16 protein-coding genes, 1 tRNA gene and 1 other RNA gene are annotated in these 16438 nt (G+C 62.7%); 7 read left to right on the top strand and 11 right to left on the bottom strand.

Translation table 11 applies throughout. From position 1 onward, the window contains the following. Window positions 1-216: 216 nt before the first annotated feature. Entirely contained in the window at window positions 217-693 is a 477-nt protein-coding gene (locus tag QMG25_RS16690; RefSeq protein ID WP_283462152.1) for a DUF4188 domain-containing protein, read from the bottom strand. Between the two features lie 68 nt (window positions 694-761). Here QMG25_RS16690 and QMG25_RS16685 point away from each other — a divergent pair, with 68 nt between their 5' ends. After that, the gene (locus QMG25_RS16685; protein ID WP_283462151.1) at window positions 762-1337 is read left to right on the top strand and encodes a TetR/AcrR family transcriptional regulator; all 576 of its coding nucleotides are present in this window, start codon (window positions 762-764) and stop codon (window positions 1335-1337) included. Window positions 1338-1378: 41 nt separating this feature from the next. Here QMG25_RS16685 and epsC read toward each other — a convergent pair whose 3' ends face one another. The 3 genes from epsC to msrA form a co-directional block, all read right to left on the bottom strand. Further along, window positions 1379-1966, bottom strand: coding sequence for a serine O-acetyltransferase EpsC (gene epsC / locus QMG25_RS16680; RefSeq protein WP_283462159.1), 588 nt, complete (start codon window positions 1964-1966; stop codon window positions 1379-1381). Window positions 1967-2168: 202 nt separating this feature from the next. Then, window positions 2169-3104 carry a cysteine synthase A gene (gene cysK / locus QMG25_RS16675; RefSeq protein WP_283462150.1) on the bottom strand — a complete coding sequence of 312 codons (936 nt, stop codon included), beginning with the start codon at window positions 3102-3104 and terminating at the stop codon, window positions 2169-2171. 100 nt (window positions 3105-3204) lie between these two features. Beyond that, window positions 3205-3729, bottom strand: coding sequence for a peptide-methionine (S)-S-oxide reductase MsrA (msrA, locus tag QMG25_RS16670; protein WP_283462149.1), 525 nt, complete (start codon window positions 3727-3729; stop codon window positions 3205-3207). 74 nt (window positions 3730-3803) lie between these two features. Between msrA and QMG25_RS16665 the strand changes: the two genes are divergently transcribed. From QMG25_RS16665 to QMG25_RS16655, 3 genes are read left to right on the top strand one after another with little or no spacing between them, the layout of a single operon-like run. After that, complete coding sequence (locus tag QMG25_RS16665; protein WP_283462148.1) at window positions 3804-4862, top strand: Nif3-like dinuclear metal center hexameric protein; 1059 nt, start codon at window positions 3804-3806, stop codon at window positions 4860-4862. A gap of 46 nt (window positions 4863-4908) precedes the next feature. Further along, entirely contained in the window at window positions 4909-5646 is a 738-nt protein-coding gene (locus tag QMG25_RS16660) for a zinc ribbon domain-containing protein (RefSeq protein ID WP_283462147.1), read from the top strand. Continuing rightward, complete coding sequence (locus QMG25_RS16655; RefSeq protein ID WP_283462146.1) at window positions 5598-6047, top strand: VOC family protein; 450 nt, start codon at window positions 5598-5600, stop codon at window positions 6045-6047. The genes QMG25_RS16660 and QMG25_RS16655 overlap by 49 nt, the downstream gene beginning before the upstream one ends. Window positions 6048-6093: 46 nt before the next feature. On the opposite strand, the gene QMG25_RS16650 is transcribed toward QMG25_RS16655, so the two are convergent. Then, on the bottom strand, window positions 6094-6858 hold the full coding sequence (locus tag QMG25_RS16650; RefSeq protein ID WP_283462145.1) for a YaaA family protein: 765 nt from the start codon (window positions 6856-6858) through the stop codon (window positions 6094-6096). Between the two features lie 170 nt (window positions 6859-7028). Here QMG25_RS16650 and QMG25_RS16645 point away from each other — a divergent pair, with 170 nt between their 5' ends. The 3 genes from QMG25_RS16645 to QMG25_RS16635 all read left to right on the top strand — a co-directional run bounded on the left by QMG25_RS16645 (window position 7029) and on the right by QMG25_RS16635 (window position 10526). Beyond that, window positions 7029-8525 (top strand): glyceraldehyde-3-phosphate dehydrogenase, encoded by a 1497-nt coding sequence (locus QMG25_RS16645; RefSeq protein ID WP_283462144.1) that lies wholly within the window; start codon window positions 7029-7031, stop codon window positions 8523-8525. 379 nt (window positions 8526-8904) lie between these two features. Continuing rightward, an RNA gene (gene rnpB / locus QMG25_RS16640) (RNase P RNA component class A) lies at window positions 8905-9284 on the top strand. Window positions 9285-9890: 606 nt separating this feature from the next. Next, window positions 9891-10526 carry an HNH endonuclease family protein gene (locus QMG25_RS16635; RefSeq protein WP_283462143.1) on the top strand — a complete coding sequence of 212 codons (636 nt, stop codon included), beginning with the start codon at window positions 9891-9893 and terminating at the stop codon, window positions 10524-10526. Window positions 10527-10638: 112 nt separating this feature from the next. On the opposite strand, the gene QMG25_RS16630 is transcribed toward QMG25_RS16635, so the two are convergent. From QMG25_RS16630 to orn, 6 genes are all read right to left on the bottom strand, one after another. Further along, on the bottom strand, window positions 10639-12246 hold the full coding sequence (locus QMG25_RS16630) for a peptide chain release factor 3 (protein WP_283462141.1): 1608 nt from the start codon (window positions 12244-12246) through the stop codon (window positions 10639-10641). A 61-nt stretch (window positions 12247-12307) separates the two neighbouring features. Further along, entirely contained in the window at window positions 12308-13165 is an 858-nt protein-coding gene (locus QMG25_RS16625) for an acyltransferase domain-containing protein (protein ID WP_283462140.1), read from the bottom strand. A 56-nt stretch (window positions 13166-13221) separates the two neighbouring features. Then, complete coding sequence (locus QMG25_RS16620) at window positions 13222-14697, bottom strand: sugar porter family MFS transporter (RefSeq protein WP_283462139.1); 1476 nt, start codon at window positions 14695-14697, stop codon at window positions 13222-13224. Between the two features lie 179 nt (window positions 14698-14876). Continuing rightward, window positions 14877-15449 (bottom strand): peptide deformylase, encoded by a 573-nt coding sequence (gene def / locus QMG25_RS16615; RefSeq protein WP_283462138.1) that lies wholly within the window; start codon window positions 15447-15449, stop codon window positions 14877-14879. 115 nt (window positions 15450-15564) lie between these two features. Further along, window positions 15565-15637: transfer RNA gene (locus QMG25_RS16610), tRNA-His, on the bottom strand. A gap of 177 nt (window positions 15638-15814) precedes the next feature. Beyond that, window positions 15815-16411, bottom strand: coding sequence for an oligoribonuclease (gene orn / locus QMG25_RS16605; RefSeq protein ID WP_283462137.1), 597 nt, complete (start codon window positions 16409-16411; stop codon window positions 15815-15817). Between the last annotated feature and the right edge of the window lie 27 nt (window positions 16412-16438).

Raw genomic sequence — 16438 nt, 5'->3', positions numbered from 1 at the left:
CGCCGCGCCACGATGCAGCACCCTCCCCCCCCCGGGGGCGCGCCGACACGCCCTCGCACAGCCCTTTACCCACCCACAAACCTCCCCTTTGGGGCGCACGCCGGGGCCCGGACCCTTTTTCCTCAAGTGCCCGGCCCGCCGTCGTTCTGTCACCACTCGGCCCTCCAGACGGACAGGGGGAGGAGGGGAGGGAGCTGAATCATGTGGCTGGGATGCTTAGCGGCCCAGCCGCTGGCGGGCGGTTCCCGTTCCATGCCCCACGGCCACGCGCCGGGTTGCCGCCGCCAAGCCAAAGGCCGGCATGTCGGTGTAGACCGTTTCCTGGTCCTTTGCTGCGACCTGGTAGGTCTCGTGCCAGATGCCAATGTCCCCCGTGCCGGCTGTTTCCTTCATGAACGCCCGCCAAGGAGCCAAGTGGGGCGCCCCGCGGTCGGCAGCGAAGCGCTGCAGGTGCTCGGGGCTCTCCCAATAAGAGAGCAAAATGGTGGTCCGTCCCAGCCACTGCTGAAAGCCCAGCATGCCGGCATCCGGATTTTTCGCGAGGTGGTTGAGCATGCGCGGCATTGCGGCCACTATGCGGAAGGTCTTGGCCACTTTCCACCAGCGGTTGGCCCGCATGCCGATGAGGAAGACCGTGACGGTGTCCGTCTCCGGGCTTGCGGTGAATCGACCGGGGAATACTTGCTGTGCCATGGCATGTCCTTAGTTGGAAGTCCGTGCATAACGGTGTTATGAAACGATGTTATGGCAGGATGGTGTCCATGGCAAGACCCATTGTGCACAACGCAGAACTGCGGAGCCGCCTCCTGGACGCTGCCGCCTCGCTGGTGGCGGACGGCGGAGTGGCAGCTCTCAGCCTCCGGGACGTCGCGGCCGGAGCGGACACGTCCACCTCTGCCATCTATTCGTTGTTTGGCGGCAAGCAGGAGTTGCTCTCCGCCGTCATCGACGAGGGGTTCCGTTCGTTCGCCGCTGCACAGGCGGAGGCAGCACCGGACGGTCTGCTGTCGCTGGGGCGCGCGTACCGAAAGTGGGCATTGTCCCGGCCCGTGCTTTACTCGCTCATGTTCCCGGGAGCACACGGTGCGGTTGTCGAGTGCCCGCCAACACTGAACTTTTCCCACGAGGCGATGGAACCGCTGATGGCGGCCGTGTCTGCCCTGGTGGAAGCCAGGCCGGCGGCCGGGTCACCCGTGGCCGTCGCCACGGCAGTCTGGGGGCAGGTCCATGGACTTGTCAGCCTGGAACTGTCGGGGGTGGGCCTGCCGGCGGACGCCTGGGCGGACGCGTACGAGACTGCGCTTGCCGGCATAGCCCGCGCATACCTGGACACCTAAGGTTGCTCGCAGGTCTAGGCGAGCAGGTCAAGAGCGGACAGCTAGATCCACATGGCCGGGTCGATGTACTCGGCCGGGTCCACGGCAGGGGCCATTTCACGCTTGGCGTCTCGGTGCCGCCACGTGGCGGGGATGCCGGTGATGATGGACTTGGCGGGCGCGTCCTTGACCACCACGGAGTTGGCTCCCACAGCGGAGTCGTCGCCGATGCGGATGGGTCCCAACACCTTGGCGCCGGCGCCAATGGTGACCCTATTGCCGATGGTGGGGTGGCGCTTGGTCTTGGCGAGAGAGCGTCCGCCGAGAGTGACGCCGTGGTAGATCATGACGTCGTCTCCAATTTCGGAGGTTTCGCCAATGACAACGCCCATGCCGTGGTCGATGAAGAAGCGGCGGCCAATGGTGGCGCCGGGGTGAATTTCAATGCCGGTGGCAAAGCGCGCGGCCTGCGACAAAACCCGGGCGGGGAAGCGCAATCCGGGGTTCGCCCACATCCTGTGCGTGAGCCTGTGCACCCAAATGGCGTGCAGCCCGGAGTACACAAAAAAGTTCTCCATGGAGCCCCGCGCCGCGGGGTCATGGGACCGGGCCGACTCGAGGTCCTCACGTATCCTGCCGAAAAATCCCACAGACTTCTTTCCTTTGTTCGCCGTCATGATCTTTCGGCGCAGCGTGCAATGCGTCAATTCACAATGCGTCAATACTTGGTGTGTCAGTAGTTAATGTGGAGCGGCCAGCACGACAGAAGGCCCGCATTGCCGATGAAAAAACATCGACACTACGGGACCATTCCAACAATGCGAGCCAGAAAACGCCCCAAGCGGAGGAGTGTTAGCCCCGGATGTCGTCGTACAACACAGTTGAAATGTAACGTTCGCCGAAATCACAAACGATGGCAACGATGAGTTTGCCGGCATTTTCCGGCCGTTTGGCCAATTCCAGGGCTGCCCAAACAATGGCGCCCGAAGAGATTCCACCCAAGATGCCCTCGCGCTGACCCAAATCGCGGGCAACCCGAACTGAATCTTCCAGTGTTGCATCGAAGACCTCGTCGTAGATGTCCTGATCCAGGATTTCCGGGATGAAATTTGCCCCCAGGCCCTGGATCTTGTGCGGACCCGGCGCCCCGCCGTTGAGGATGGCGGAATCGATGGGCTCCACGGCCACAACCTGCACACCGGGCTTGCGCTGCTTCAGAACCTGACCCACGCCCGTCACGGTACCCCCGGTGCCGACCCCGGCCACGAAGATATCAACAGCGCCGTCGGTATCTTCCCAAATTTCCTCGGCAGTGGTGCTGCGGTGGATGTTCACATTGGCGGGGTTGGCGAACTGCTGGGCCCAGATGGCGTTGTCGGTGGTGGCGACGAGTTCCTTGGCCTTGTCAACCGCCCCGCGCATGCCTTCCGAGCCGGGGGTGAGAACAATTTCAGCACCAAAGGCGCGCAGCATGACGCGGCGTTCGGTGGACATGGTCTCGGGCATGGTCAAGATGACCTTGTAGCCGCGGGCGGCACCGACCATGGCCAAGGCGATTCCGGTGTTCCCGGAGGTGCCTTCCACAATAGTTCCGCCGGGCTTGAGGTCCCCGGATGCCTCGGCAGCGTCAACAATGGCAACACCGATCCGGTCCTTGACGCTGTTGGCCGGGTTGTAGAACTCCAGCTTCACGGCGACTGTGGCGCCCAGTCCCTCGCTCAAACGGTTAAGGCGCACCAGCGGCGTGCCGCCAACCAGTTGGGTGACATTGTCGTAAATACGTGCCATGAATGGTCCTTAGAGTCAGGGATGAAACGGTGGGGTGCGAATGCTAGCGGGGCCGCACACTGTACATATCAGCCAGCGTATCGAGTAGGCCTGCGTCGACCTAGGCGGTGAGCCACTTCGCGTAATGTTTTCTCACTTTGGCAATTTTTGGGTCGATAATGACCCGGCAATAGCCCACTTCGGGACGTTCGCCATAGAAATCATTGTGGTACTGCTCCGCGTCATAAACCGTGCCCAGCCGTGTCACCTCGGTAACGATGGGGTTGGCCCACAGCGGTTGGTTGCGCACAATGGCTGCCCGGAATTCGGCTTCTTCTTGCTCGTCGCGGTAGAACATGACCGAACGGTACTGGGTTCCGGTGTCGTACCCTTGGCGGTTCAGCGTGGTGGGGTCGTGCTGGATGAAGAACATGTCCAGGATGGTCTCGGCCGGGATGACGGTCTCATCGAACGTCACTGTCACCACTTCCGCATGCCCGGTCATGCCCGTGCAGATTTGGTCGTAGTTGGGGTTGGGAAGGGCGCCGCCACTGTATCCGGACACCACCGATTCCACACCCAGGGTCATTTGGTACACGGCGTCCAGGCACCAAAAGCACCCGCCGCCCAACACATAAGTCTTCATGGTTACTTACAAGAGCTCAGGACCCGGCAAAATTCCCGTTCTCTTGACACCCTGCCCGACAGTAAGCTGGGAACATGAGCAAGGATCCCACTTTTCCCCCGCACGACGCCGGACCGGACGCAGTTGCCCAGGGCGCTGATGCCGATGAAGCCGCAGCGGAAGTTGGTGAGCACGTTGACACAGCTGCCGATGAAGGCTTGAGCGTGGTCCCCGCAGCGGAGCTCGCAGAGGAACCGGCAGAAAACCAACCAGCTGGGCAGGACGATCGCCCGGGGGATGACTCCGTGTCGCTGGAAACCCCGGTTCTTGCCGACGTTCTGGTGGCCGTTGAAGAGCTGTGGCCTGAATCCCTGGCCGAGGAATGGGACAAGGTTGGCTTGGTGGTGGGGCGCCCCGACGCCGATGTTGAACGGATCATGTTTGCCGTGGACCCCACCCTCGAGGTCATTGACGAGGCGCTGGAATGGGGCGCCCAGCTGCTGATCACCCATCACCCCCTGCTACTGAAAGGGGTGAACTCCGTGGCCGCCACCTCGGGGAAGGGACGCGCCGTCCACCGGCTCATCGAGGGCGGCTGCGCCCTGCTGACGGTGCACACGAACGGGGACAGCGCAGTGGGTGGCGTCTCCGACGTCCTGGCCGATGTCATCGGCCTGGGCAGCGTCCAGCCGCTCCTTCCGGCCGCCCACGGACTGCCCGAAGAAGGCATCGGCCGTGTCGGCTTGTTGGCAGGAGCCGAAAAACTCGGCGACTTGGCAGCCCGCATTTTCTTGTCGCTGCCGGCTGTTGCCGGCGGCGTGCGGGTGGCAGGGGACCGGGACGCCCTGGTGCACAAGGTCGCAGTGTGCGGCGGTGCCGGGGACAGCTTGTTTGATGCCGTGCGTGCCAGCGACGCCGATGTATTCATCACGGCCGACCTGCGCCACCACCCGGCGTCGGAAGCTCGCGAAGTACGCCCCGACGGCCGTCCATATTTGATCGACATGTCTCACTTTGCCAGCGAATGGCTGTGGCTTCCGGCCGCCATGGAGGCGCTGGGCAATGTGCTCGGAGACCAGGGCTTTGCCGCTGAATTGGCGTTGAGCCAGACCAACACGGACCCGTGGGACTTTATTCTCACCCCCGGGAACTAGGCTTGCCTGAGGACCAACCATTTTTTGATGCAGCAGGAGGATTTACATGGCCAAGGCAGCCCCAGGAGAGCAACTGCGTTTGTTGGAGGTACAGGCACTGGACGGCAAATTGCGCGGCTTGTCCGTGCAAGCCAAGGAGCTGAAGGAAGATCCACGGCTCCCGGACCTGCATGCGGGGGTCACAGTTGCCAAAAGCGATCTTGTGGTCCTTGACACTGCCGTCAGCGATTCCCATCGTGCGTTGACCAAAGCCGAGGACGATGTGTCTGCGGTGGTTGCCCGCGTTGAGCGCGACGAGGCCAAGCTGAACAGCGGCGTGGGCCTGTCCAAGGACCTGATGGCGCTGCAAAGCGAGATTGAGTCGCTGTCGAAACGACGCGCCGACCTTGAAGACACCCAGCTTGAAAACATGGAGGCCTTTGAGGAATCCACGGCCAGGCAGTCCGCCCAACGCGACCTTGTGGCGCAGATGCAGTCAGTCCTTGACGAGGTCCTTGACGAGGTCCGCAGCAAATTGGGTGCCCTCAAGATGGAGCGCGACGCCACTTTGGCCGAGCGTGCCGCACTGTCCGCAACTTTCGCCCCTGAGTTGCTCGCCCTGTACGACCGCGCCTTGGCTAAATACGGTGTCGGAGCGGCCCGCCTCTTCCACGGAAAATCCGAAGGGTCCGGCATGCAGCTGAGCGCCGGCGACCTCGTGGACATCAAGAAGGCAAGTCCGGACACGATCGTCTATTGCCCCGATTCCGGTGCCATTCTTGTCCGTTCCGAGGACTGGAACTGATCCGGACGCCATCCGGCCGACTCCACCACCTTGAGATATGGGTTCCGGACTACGTTGCGGCCAAGGCATCCTTGGGCTGGCTGTTTGAGGAGCTCGGCTACCGGGTTGCAGGGGAGTGGGACCACGGAGGCAGTTGGCAGGGTGCGGGGGAGTACCTCGTCCTTGAAGCCGGGCCGGATGTTGCCGGCCCGCACACGCGGCGGAATGCTGGACTGAACCATCTGGCGTTTCAGGCCGGCACGCCGTCGAACGTGGAAGCAATCACCGCAGCAGCACTGGACCACGGCTGGATGCTGATGTTCGGGGACAAGCACCCCTTTGCCGGCGGTCCGGGGCACCATGCCGCGTATTTGGAGAATGCCGATGGCTTCGAAGTGGAGCTCGTGGCCGACGTGGAGTGAGGCCCCGCGGGAAGCGCCCGGCTGCGAGGGAGTGCCTTTGCCTGGTCTAGTCGGTCAGGATGATGTTCAGCGCATGGGCTTTTCGCGCCGTGCCGGGAACTAGTTCCACGGTCCATTTTTCTGCAGCAACCCGGCGCAGCTGCTCCGGGGTTTCGGGGGCCTTGCCGCGGCGGGTCAGCAGGTGCCCGGCCAGCTCTCCGCGGGTGTGCTTGGCGAAGTGCGAGACCACTTTGCGGACGCCGTCGCGCTCGGTGAAAACGTTGACGGCCACGGTGCGTTCGGGATCCGGCACCCAGGCCGCGGCATAGGTGCTGGAGCGGCAATCCACCAGCAGTTGGCCCTCCGTGTGCACTGCCAGTGCGGCGGCGAGCTGCGGTTTCCAAAAGCTGGCCAGCTTGCCCAACCCCGGCAAGCCCACCGACATCGAGAGGCGGTAGGCGGGAATCCTGTCGGCGAAGCCCACGGCGCCCCACAGCCCCGAGAGCACCACGACGGAGGCGTCGGCCTTGAGCCTTTGGCCTGGTGTCATGCCGTGGTAGCCCAGAGCGTCAAAAAGTACGCCCGTGTAGATGCTGTGGGCCGGTGCCGCGGGTTCGTTGGCAAGGCGGGTGTTGCGGCTGACTTCACGGTGCAGCGACGCTCCCACCCCCAATTGGGCCAGGGCGTCTTCCTGTCCGGACACGGCAGCCAGCGCGCGGGCCACGTCTTGCCGGGCCGAGGTGAGTTCCGGAAAGCTCAGGTCGGCAAGGTCGGCGGGGGCCCCGGCCTCGGCGGGGGTTTTTCCTTCAGAGGGGGGCAACAAAATCAGCACCGTTTGAGCTTAGCGGCTTCCGGGCGCTCTGGTGTCCCCGAGGGCCCCGACCGCCCGCATATAGACCGGTCTAGTGAAGAAGCTCACTGAAGTCGCGGAGACTCCTGCTTCACTGTCAAACTGGAGCTGGCTTGAACCAAGGGTGTTTTAGGCTAGAAGAGGTATTTGAAGTGACCAACAACCACGCTTCATCCAATGGCGACGACGTCTTGGACTCATGGATCCAGCGCGAAACCATGGCGGAGGCAATGATCCCGCTCATTGGCCGCCTCTACCGTGAAAACAACGTTATTCTTTCAGTGCACGGACGCAGCTTGGTTAACCAGTCTGCCATTAGTTTGCTCAAGGCCCACCGCTTCGCCCGCCACGTGGACGGGGTGCTCCTTCGCCCCGAAGAAACCCTACCCTTGTTGCAGGCAATGACCACACTGAACTTGGGTCCGGCCTCCATCAACTTGGCCAAGCTGAACTTGAAATACGCCCAAGAAAGCGCCGGACGCACCCGCGAGGAATTCCTGCGCACTGAACTGGCCGACGTCGTTGACAAGCAGGGCCAGAACACGCCGACCGGCACTGACGTGGTCCTGTATGGCTTCGGCAGGATCGGACGCCTGTTGGCCCGAATCCTCATCGAACACTCCGGCGGCGGCAAGGGCCTGCGCCTGCGTGCCATCGTGGTGCGCAAGGGTGGCGACTTCGATCTGACCAAGCGCGCCAGCCTGCTGCGCCGCGACTCCGTCCACGGTCCCTTCACCGGAACCATCACCATTGACGAAGAGCGCAACATCATCCAGGCCAACGGCACGGCCATTCAGGTGATTTACTCCGACAACCCCTCCACGATCGACTACACCCAGTACGGCATCCACGATGCCCTGGTGGTGGACAACACCGGCCGCTGGCGTGATGAAGAAGGCCTGTCACAGCACCTGAAGAGCAAGGGCGTGGCGCGGGTTCTGCTCACGGCCCCCGGCAAGGGTGCGTTGAAGAACGTGGTCCACGGCATCAACCACGGAACCATCAAGGACAGCGACAAGATCATCACTGCCGCCTCCTGCACCACGAACGCCATCACTCCGGTGCTGAAGGTCCTGAACGACAAATACGGGATTGTGCACGGCCACGTCGAGACGGTCCACTCGTTCACGAACGACCAGAACCTGACTGACAACTTCCATAAGGGTGACCGCCGTGGCCGCTCGGCAGCACTGAACATGGTGCTCACCGAAACGGGCGCCGCCAAGGCCGTGGCCAAGGCACTGCCCGAGCTTGAAGGCAAGCTGACAGGCAACTCCATCCGCGTACCCACGCCCAACGTGTCCATGGCGATCCTGAACCTGACACTGGAGAACGGCACCACGAAGGACGAAGTCAACACGTACCTGCGGGACATGTCCTTGAATTCCGAGCTGCGCAAGCAGATCGACTTCATCGATTCCCCCGAAGTGGTGTCAACCGACTTTGTCGGCTCGCGCCGTGCCGGGATCGTCGACGGCCTTGCCACCATCAGCACCGACAAGAACCTCGTACTGTACGTCTGGTACGACAACGAATTCGGCTACAGCTGCCAGGTGGTCCGGGTCATGGAGGAAATGGCGGGCGTTCACCCGCCAGAGTTCCCGGCCCTGCCGGTGCGCGTCGGCGAACCCAGCCCCGCACTGGCGTAACCCGCCAGCATCAAGGTGCCTCCCCGGCGTCGAGCATTCATGCCCGACGCCGGGCAGGCACCTTTTTTGTGCCCGCGGCCTGTAGCGTCTTCCGGCCTCCCCAATCTCGCTGCGCTCGATCGGGGTCCCCGCGGCCTGTAGCGTCTTCCGGCCTCCCCAATCTCGCTGCGCTCGATCGGGGTCCCCGCGGCCTGTAGCGTCTTCCGGCCTCCCCAATCTCGCTTCGCTCGATCGGGGTCCCCGCGGCCTGTAGCGTCTTCCGGCCTCCCCAATCTCGCTTCGCTCGATCGGGGTCCCCGCGGCCTGTAGCGTCTTCCGGCCTCCCCAATCTCGCTGCGCTCGATCGGGGTCCCCGCGGCCTGTAGACTTAGCTGCTGGATAGGGCAGCTGGGCAACCGCGCGTCGCGCAAGCGGCTCGAGGAACGTCCGGGCTCCACAGAACGGGGTGGTGGGTAACGCCCACTCGGGGAAACTCGCAGGAAAGTGCCACAGAGAATAGACCGCCGGCAGGCCGCAAGGCCGCGCAGGTAAGGGTGAAACGGTGGTGTAAGAGACCACCAGTTCCCCAGGTGACTGGGGAAGCTTGGTAAACCCCACCCGGAGCAAGGCCAGACAGGGCATGATTGAGGGCTGTTCGCCCGAGTGTCTGGGTAGGCTGCTAGAGGGCGTCGGCAACGGCGTTCGTAGATGGATGGTTGCCTCTCCGCCGCAGGCAACTGCGGCGGACGACAAAACCCGGCGTACAGGCTGCCCTATCCAACACAAGAGGCCGTTTCCCGCGTGATTTCGCGCAGGAGCGGCCTTTCTTGTGCCTGAAAACCCCGCTTTGCGACTTCCTAAGGCCGGCGGTCGATTCATACTGCAGCTCCTGTGAGTGTTCGGATCGATGACCCGCAGGAGCTGTCATATGATTCGGGTTGGGGAGTTGTAACCCGCAGGAGCTGTCATATGATTCGGGTTGGGGAGTTGTAACCCGCAGGAGCTGCAGTATGAGTGGCGCTGGGGAGCGGTCACCCGCAGGAGCTGCCATATGAACGTGGGTGTCCGCCGGACTTGTGGACAACGCCCGACGGGCGCCCGGAGAAGTGCCTAGACTGGAATCAACACAGGCAGTACCAGCCGGGACGAGCCCGTCCCGGGGCGAGGACGTCCATGGCCCGGCACAGTGCAGCACAACGGCAATGGCGCGGCGAGGCCCGGCCTCAGCGTCAAGCCTCGCAGCGTCTAGCTCCGCAGCCACGACCCGGGCGGGCACTGCTGCGGGCAGCCCCCGTGTTGTTCGTACTGGTGCTCGTACTGCTCACAGGCTGGCTGCACAGTTCCGGACGATGGCCATTTGAACCGGAGGCCGGTCCTCCGCCCGTAATGAACACGCTGCCACCAGAGTTGGGCAGCCCCATTGTCGCGGTGGGATCCGGTACGGCGCTGGCCGTGTTGGAAACCTTGGAAGTCAACGGCAAGACGCCGCGCAGCGACTATAAGCGAACCGCCTTTGGGGAGGCGTGGCTGGACGCCGACGCCAACGGCTGCGACACCCGCAATGACATTCTGCGCCGGGACCTGGCCAGTGCAACTTTCACGGAAGGTTCCTTGTGCCAGGTGGCCGCAGGGACATTGACAGAACCGTACACAGGGAACAGTGTGGCGTTCAAACGAGGAAAGGAAACCAGCGGGGCCGTCCAAATTGACCACGTGGTGGCCTTGGGCAATGCCTGGCAAACCGGGGCCGCAGCGCTGACCGCCATGCAGCGGCAGAGCCTGGCCAACGATCCGCTGAACCTGCTCGCCGTGGACGGCCCCGCCAACCAGGAAAAGAGCGCTTCCGACACGGCAAGTTGGCTGCCGTCGTCAAAGGAGTTCCGCTGCCATTATGTGGCTCGGCAAATATCGGTCAAGGCCGCCTACCGGTTGTGGGTGACCCCGGCGGAGAAGACGGCAATGAGGAACGTCCTGGGCCACTGCCCGCAACAGACAGCGCTGGCCTCCGGGTACCTGAAATAGAAGGCCTCGAAGCCCAGACCCAAAGCCCAGACCCGAAGTTCAGACCCTGGACTCCAACACGAGATACTGGCTCCAGTCATCAGGACTCGGAGCCGAAAAGCGAACTCGGAGGCTATTCGCGTTTGGTGCCGATCTCCTCCAGCGGCAGGTCCGGGTTGTTTTTCTGGACCCGGCGCATGGCCCAAATATCGTTGAAGAGTGCCAGGAATTCCCCGTCGCTGCGCTCAAGCACCTCGGCGCCATGGACGGAGCTCAGTGTGGCGGTTGCCTCCGGCGTCGTCAATCGGGCGAGGGAGTACGGCAGGCGTTCCAGACGCATGGGTGCGTTGAAGTCGTGGTGCATGCGGTCCTCGACCACTTCGAACTGCATGGGGCCGACGGCGGCCAGCACCGGTGCCTGGTCTCCGCGCAGGTCCGAGCGCAGCACCTGGATGACGCCCTCGTGCTCGAGCTGTTCGATGCCGCGGCGGAACTGCTTGTATTTGCTGGGGTCCTTGGAACGGGCCACTTGGAAGTGTTCCGGGGCAAAGAGCGGGATGGCCGGGTATTCCACGGCTTCTGCTACGAACAAGGTGTCGCCAACACGGAGGCTGGAGGCGTTCACCAAGCCCACGACGTCGCCCGGGAATGCTGTGTCAATGACTTCGCGTTCGCGGCCAAAGACCTGTTGGGCATACTTGGTGGCAAAGGATTTGCCCGTGCGGGACTGGGTGACCACCATGCCGCGTTCAAACATGCCCGAGCAGACGCGGACGAAGGCCACGTGGTCGCGGTGCGCCTGATTCATGCCGGCCTGGACCTTGAACACAAAGCCGGAGAACGGGGCATCCACCGCCCGTGCGTTGCCTGTGACATCCTTGCGTGGCGAGGCGGGAGGGGCGAAGTCCACCAACGTGTCCAGGATCTGCTTCACGCCAAAGTTCAGTGCGGCGGAGGAGAACAGCAGGGGTGTGGCCTTGCCGGCGTAGAACGCTTCCAAGTCAACGGGGGCATCCACGTCGACCACCAGGCTGGCTTCATCAGTGGAGTCGGTCCAGGCGTCGCCCTCGGACTCGGCCGCCGCTTCCGGAGTCATGTACTCGGTCAAGGCGATTTGCGCGCCCGAGCTGTTGCGGGCAAATTTTGCAAACTCGTTGCGCCTGACATCCCAGACGCCGCGGAAGTCCCCGGCAATTCCGATGGCCCATGTCAAGGGCATGGGAGTCAGGCCGGTGCGCTCGGTGATTTCGTCCATCAACTCCAGCGGATCCAGGCCGGGACGGTCCCACTTGTTGATGACCGTGATGATGGGCAGGTTGCGCTGACGACAAACCTCAAAGAGTTTCATGGTCTGTGCTTCCAGGCCCTTGCCGGCATCCACAAGCATGACGGCGCAGTCAACGGCCGCCAGCACACGGTAGGTGTCTTCGGAGAAGTCGGCGTGGCCGGGTGTGTCCAAGAGATTGATGACTGTGTCGCGGTAGGAGAATTGCAGCGCCGCGGAGCTGATGGAGATGCCGCGGTCCTTTTCCATCTGCTGCCAGTCCGAAACCGTGTCCCTGCGGTTTGACTTGCCGTTGGTGGCCCCGGCAGTGCCAATCACCTTGGCATGCAGCGCCAACGCTTCAGTCAGCGTTGACTTGCCCGCATCGGGGTGGGATATAACGGCAAAGGTTCGCCGCCGTTCCGCTTGACCGGTGATTTCGGTGGCGCGGGCGGGGGACTGGGCCGGAGAGGACACAAGACTACTTTCTAGCGGTGAAAAGAACGAACAGGTAGGAGCGGGACACCAACCATCAAGTTTACCGCAGCGTCAGATGGCCTTGGCCCAGCTGCCAAACACCTCCGGCATCGATGCGCTCCAAGACGATTCGCTGCAACGCCGTCGCGCGGGGCAGGGAGTGGAGGTTGTCCATCCTTCGGGTGCGGAAAGTGAAGTAGATGGCGTCCGTGGGTTCGTTGCGAGGGGAGCCGTACGGGGTGAAAAGCCCTGCGAACTGCGCAATGTTGGATGCGGGGTCGAGGTGTTCGGCCAGATAGGGATCCAACAGCCAGGACTCGCAGTTGGCCGTGGCGACAGGCTGCTCCGGGAAGTGTTCGGCGAAGAACGGTGCCGCCAGGGAAAGGCTGTTTTGAACCGTGCCGGTTGCCAGTCCGCCGCCCTCGGGGATGTGGATGCCCAGGATCCACTCTTCCGAGGCGACTCCCGGAATGGCTGCCACGGGCTGGTGAATCAGGTATTGCAAGCGGCCGAGCTGGTAAATGCGGCCTGAGAACAAGTGGTTCATCCACTTGTAGGTGTCCATGCCGAAACGGTGGTGGACGCGGCGGTTGATGGCCATGTTGCGGCCAACATCGGCCAGGGTGGCACGGGAGATTTCCTCGGGAATGTTCCGTCCGGCATGCCACGCAAGGAGCTCCGGGGTAAAACGCAGCATGGCGCTGATCCAGTCGAATTCTCCCACGGGCAGCTCGTCAGTGCCCAGTTCCGGCACGGAAGCATCCGCGCTGCCCAGCCGTGCGGATAAATGCTCCAGGACCTGTGCCACCGCCGGAGTGGCGGCGCCCTCAAGCAGGGCCAGGGACTCGGACCGGTCCTCCGGTGCAATATTCAGGTAGCCAAGGACAAGGTGTGGGTTCAATGTGGTGCGTGGCGTCATTGAGCCAGTTTAGCCACGCGTGGGCGGGCGTGGAACGTCCCGCCCACGCGTGGCGGCTACTGGGGTAGTTTCTTGGCTGCCTTGGGCTTCTTGACGAACAACGTCTCGGCCTGCTCCAGGGACATGCCATTGGTTTGTGGGATCTTGAACATCACGAAGAAGAACGACGCCGCAGCAATCACCGCATACATCCCATAGGTCACGGGCAGTGAAACCGAAGCCAAGGCCGGGAAGCTGAGGGTGACAAGGAAGTTGGCCATCCACTGTGCAGCAGCCGCCAGGCCCAGGGCCCGGGCGCGGATGCGGGCGGGGAAGATCTCACCGAGCAAAACCCAGACCAGGGGCCCCCACGAGGCGCCGAAGCAGACGACGAAAACGTTGGCGGCGACCAGCGCAATGGGAGCCCAGGCCCCGGGCAGGCTGATGTCGGCTCCTGTTCCGGTGGCCGCGGAGAAGGCCAGTGCCATGGTGGCCAACGAAAGTGCCATGCCGATGGATCCGGTCAAGAGGATGGGGCGGCGCCCGATTCTGTCCACCAGCGCAATGGCCACGAGCGTGACAAGGACGTTCACCAGCGCCGTTACCACGGAGATGGCCAGTGAATCCTTCTCCTGGAAGCCAACGGCCTGCCACAGCGTGGAGGAGTAGAAGAAGATGACGTTGATGCCGACAAACTGCTGCAGCATGGACAGAATGATGCCGATCCACACGACGGGCAAGAAGCCAAAGCGCTTGCCGCGCAACGAGCCCTTCCTGGCGGACAGGGAATCCTCCTGGGCGGCGGCCTTGATCTCCCGAATGATGCGCTGGTGGTCTTCATCGGGGGCGATGGTCTTGAAAAGTTCCGCCGCCTGCACTTCCTTGCCTTGCTTGACCAGAAAGCGGGGAGATTCGGGGAGTGCCATGGCAACGGCGTAGTACACGATGGCCGGAACGACGCCGATGAGGAACATCCAGCGCCATGCGGCCATGCCAAACCACAGTTCCTGCGCAGCCCCCGAGGCGGCGTTGGCAAACAGTGCATCGGAAAGCAGCGCGGCAAAGATGCCGATGGTGATGGCCAATTGCTGCAGGGATGCCAACCGGCCGCGGTGCCTGCGCGGTGAAATTTCGGAGATGTACGCCGGTGCTATGACGGAGGCGAGGCCGATGCCTATGCCCCCGACAAACCGCCATACGATGAGGTCTGTCACGCTGAAAGCGAAGCCGGTGCCGAGTGCGCTGACCAGGAACAGGATGCCGCCCAGCTTCATGACCGGGATGTGGCCCTTGGCCTCCGCGAGCTTGCCGGCCAGCCAGGCGCCGAGGGCGCAACCCAAAAGTGCGACGGCGACGGTGAATCCCGTGAGCGCGTCACCGAGCTTGAACTGGCCTTGGATTGCGTCGACGGCGCCGTTGACCACGGAGGCGTCGAAACCGAAGAGGAACCCGCCCACCGCTCCCGCCACGGCAAGACCAATGACCTTACGCGGAATCCCCTGACTGCCGGGAGGGCTGGTGGTGGTCGAATTCAGCGTGGTTTTGCCGGACATGCTGCCCCTTTGCAGCCGCGGCAAAGGGGGCGCGGCCGGTGTAGAAAGACTGGTGGGTGAATTTCCCCAGTGGCCAAGCTACTCCAGGGCCACCGATTTCGCGGCGCCATTTACATCACAACCGAGCGTGAGAAAAACCTCATGCGAGATGGATCACCCACGAAAAACCGGTATGCGGATCAGTGGCCGAACGGGTCGGGGTCAACACCTGGCATCCACGTCAAGCCGGCGACGCCCCAGCCGTTGCTCTTTGCTGCACGCTTGGACTTCTTGGCGTAGCGGGCATTGAGCCTGTCGACATAGAGCTTGCCGTCGAGATGGTCGTACTCGTGCTGCATGCACCGGGCAAACCAGCCGCTTGCCTCAAAGTCCAACGGGTTGCCTTCCACGTCAAAGCCGCGCACACGAACCCAATCGGCTCGTTTCAGCGGGTAGTCAATGCCGGGGACCGACAGGCAGCCTTCCACCTCGTCGTCGGGATCCGGAGCGTTGCCGGAGATCTTTCCCACCGTCAGCGTGGGGTTGACCAAAACGCCGCGGGGAGGAACGCCGTCGTCGTTCTCCATCTTGTAGGTGAAAATACGCAGGCCCACGCCGATTTGCGGTGCGGCCAGGCCCACGCCGTTGGCGGCCTCCATGGTGTCGTACAGGTCTGCCACCAGCGACTTCAGCTCGTCGTCGAAGGCCTTGACCTCATCAGCGCGGCGGTGGAGCACGGGCTCACCCAAGATGGTTACGGGGCGGATGGTCATGACGGCTTCCTTCTCAAGCTGGAAAACTATTTCACGTTTGGAACATGTTGGACAATGAAAAACACCCCGATCGATTGACCGGGGTGTTTCGTGATTCCGAAGGAACCACACGAGGGGTGAGATACGGGGGTTGAACCCGCGACCTCCTGGACCACAACCAGGCGCTCTGCCAACTGAGCTAATCCCACCATGTCCGCCGCAGAACAGTTTTGATTCTTTTACAATGTCCGCTGTGCTTGTGGCAACGACGACTAGTCTACCTGATCAAAAATGCTGTCAAGACCAAAAGTGCTTCCTTGTCCTCAAATGTGAGCTAGGTCGCCTTGAGGGCGGGAAAGTCCGTGGCAGTTGAGGGGGATTCGTCCCTAAAACTTGGCGGAAATTTTCTTCGCAGTGGCGGAGTCGGGTCCCGGTGCAGGCACAAAGACGGCTTCGCGGTAGTACTTGAGTTCGTTGATGCTGTCCTTGATGTCGCCCAATGCCCTGTGGCCGCCCGTCTTGGCCGGGGACTGGAAGTAGGCACGCACGAACCAGCGGCGGGACAGCTCCTTGATGGTGGAGACGTCGATGACGCGATAGTGCAGGTGATCCACCAGCTCGGGCATGTCACGGTTGAGGAATACCTTGTCGGTGCCGATCGAGTTTCCCGCCAACGGTGCCTTGTTGGGCACGGGCACATGCTTTTTGATGTAGGCCAACACTTGGGCCTGGGCGTCTTCCATGGTGGTTCCGCCGGCCAGCTCGTCGAGCAGCTTCGAGGACGTGTGCATGTCGCGGACAAAGTCGCCCATTTGCGCCAAGGATTCGTCGCTGGGCTTGATCACCACGTCCACGCCCTCGCCCAGGATATTGAGCTCGGAATCGGTCACGAGCGCCGCGACCTCGATCAGGGCGTCGTTGACGGCATCCAGCCCCGTCATCTCACAGTCAATCCAAACAATGCGTTCATTAGTAATAGCCACCCGTCCAATGTACCGTGAACACCGCTT

Origin of the sequence: Arthrobacter sp. H35-D1, from assembly GCF_030063185.1 — a bacterium.
Lineage (GTDB): Bacteria > Actinomycetota > Actinomycetes > Actinomycetales > Micrococcaceae > Specibacter.
Note: the sequence above shows the minus strand (reverse complement) of the source record. Positions and strands in the feature narration are given on the sequence as shown.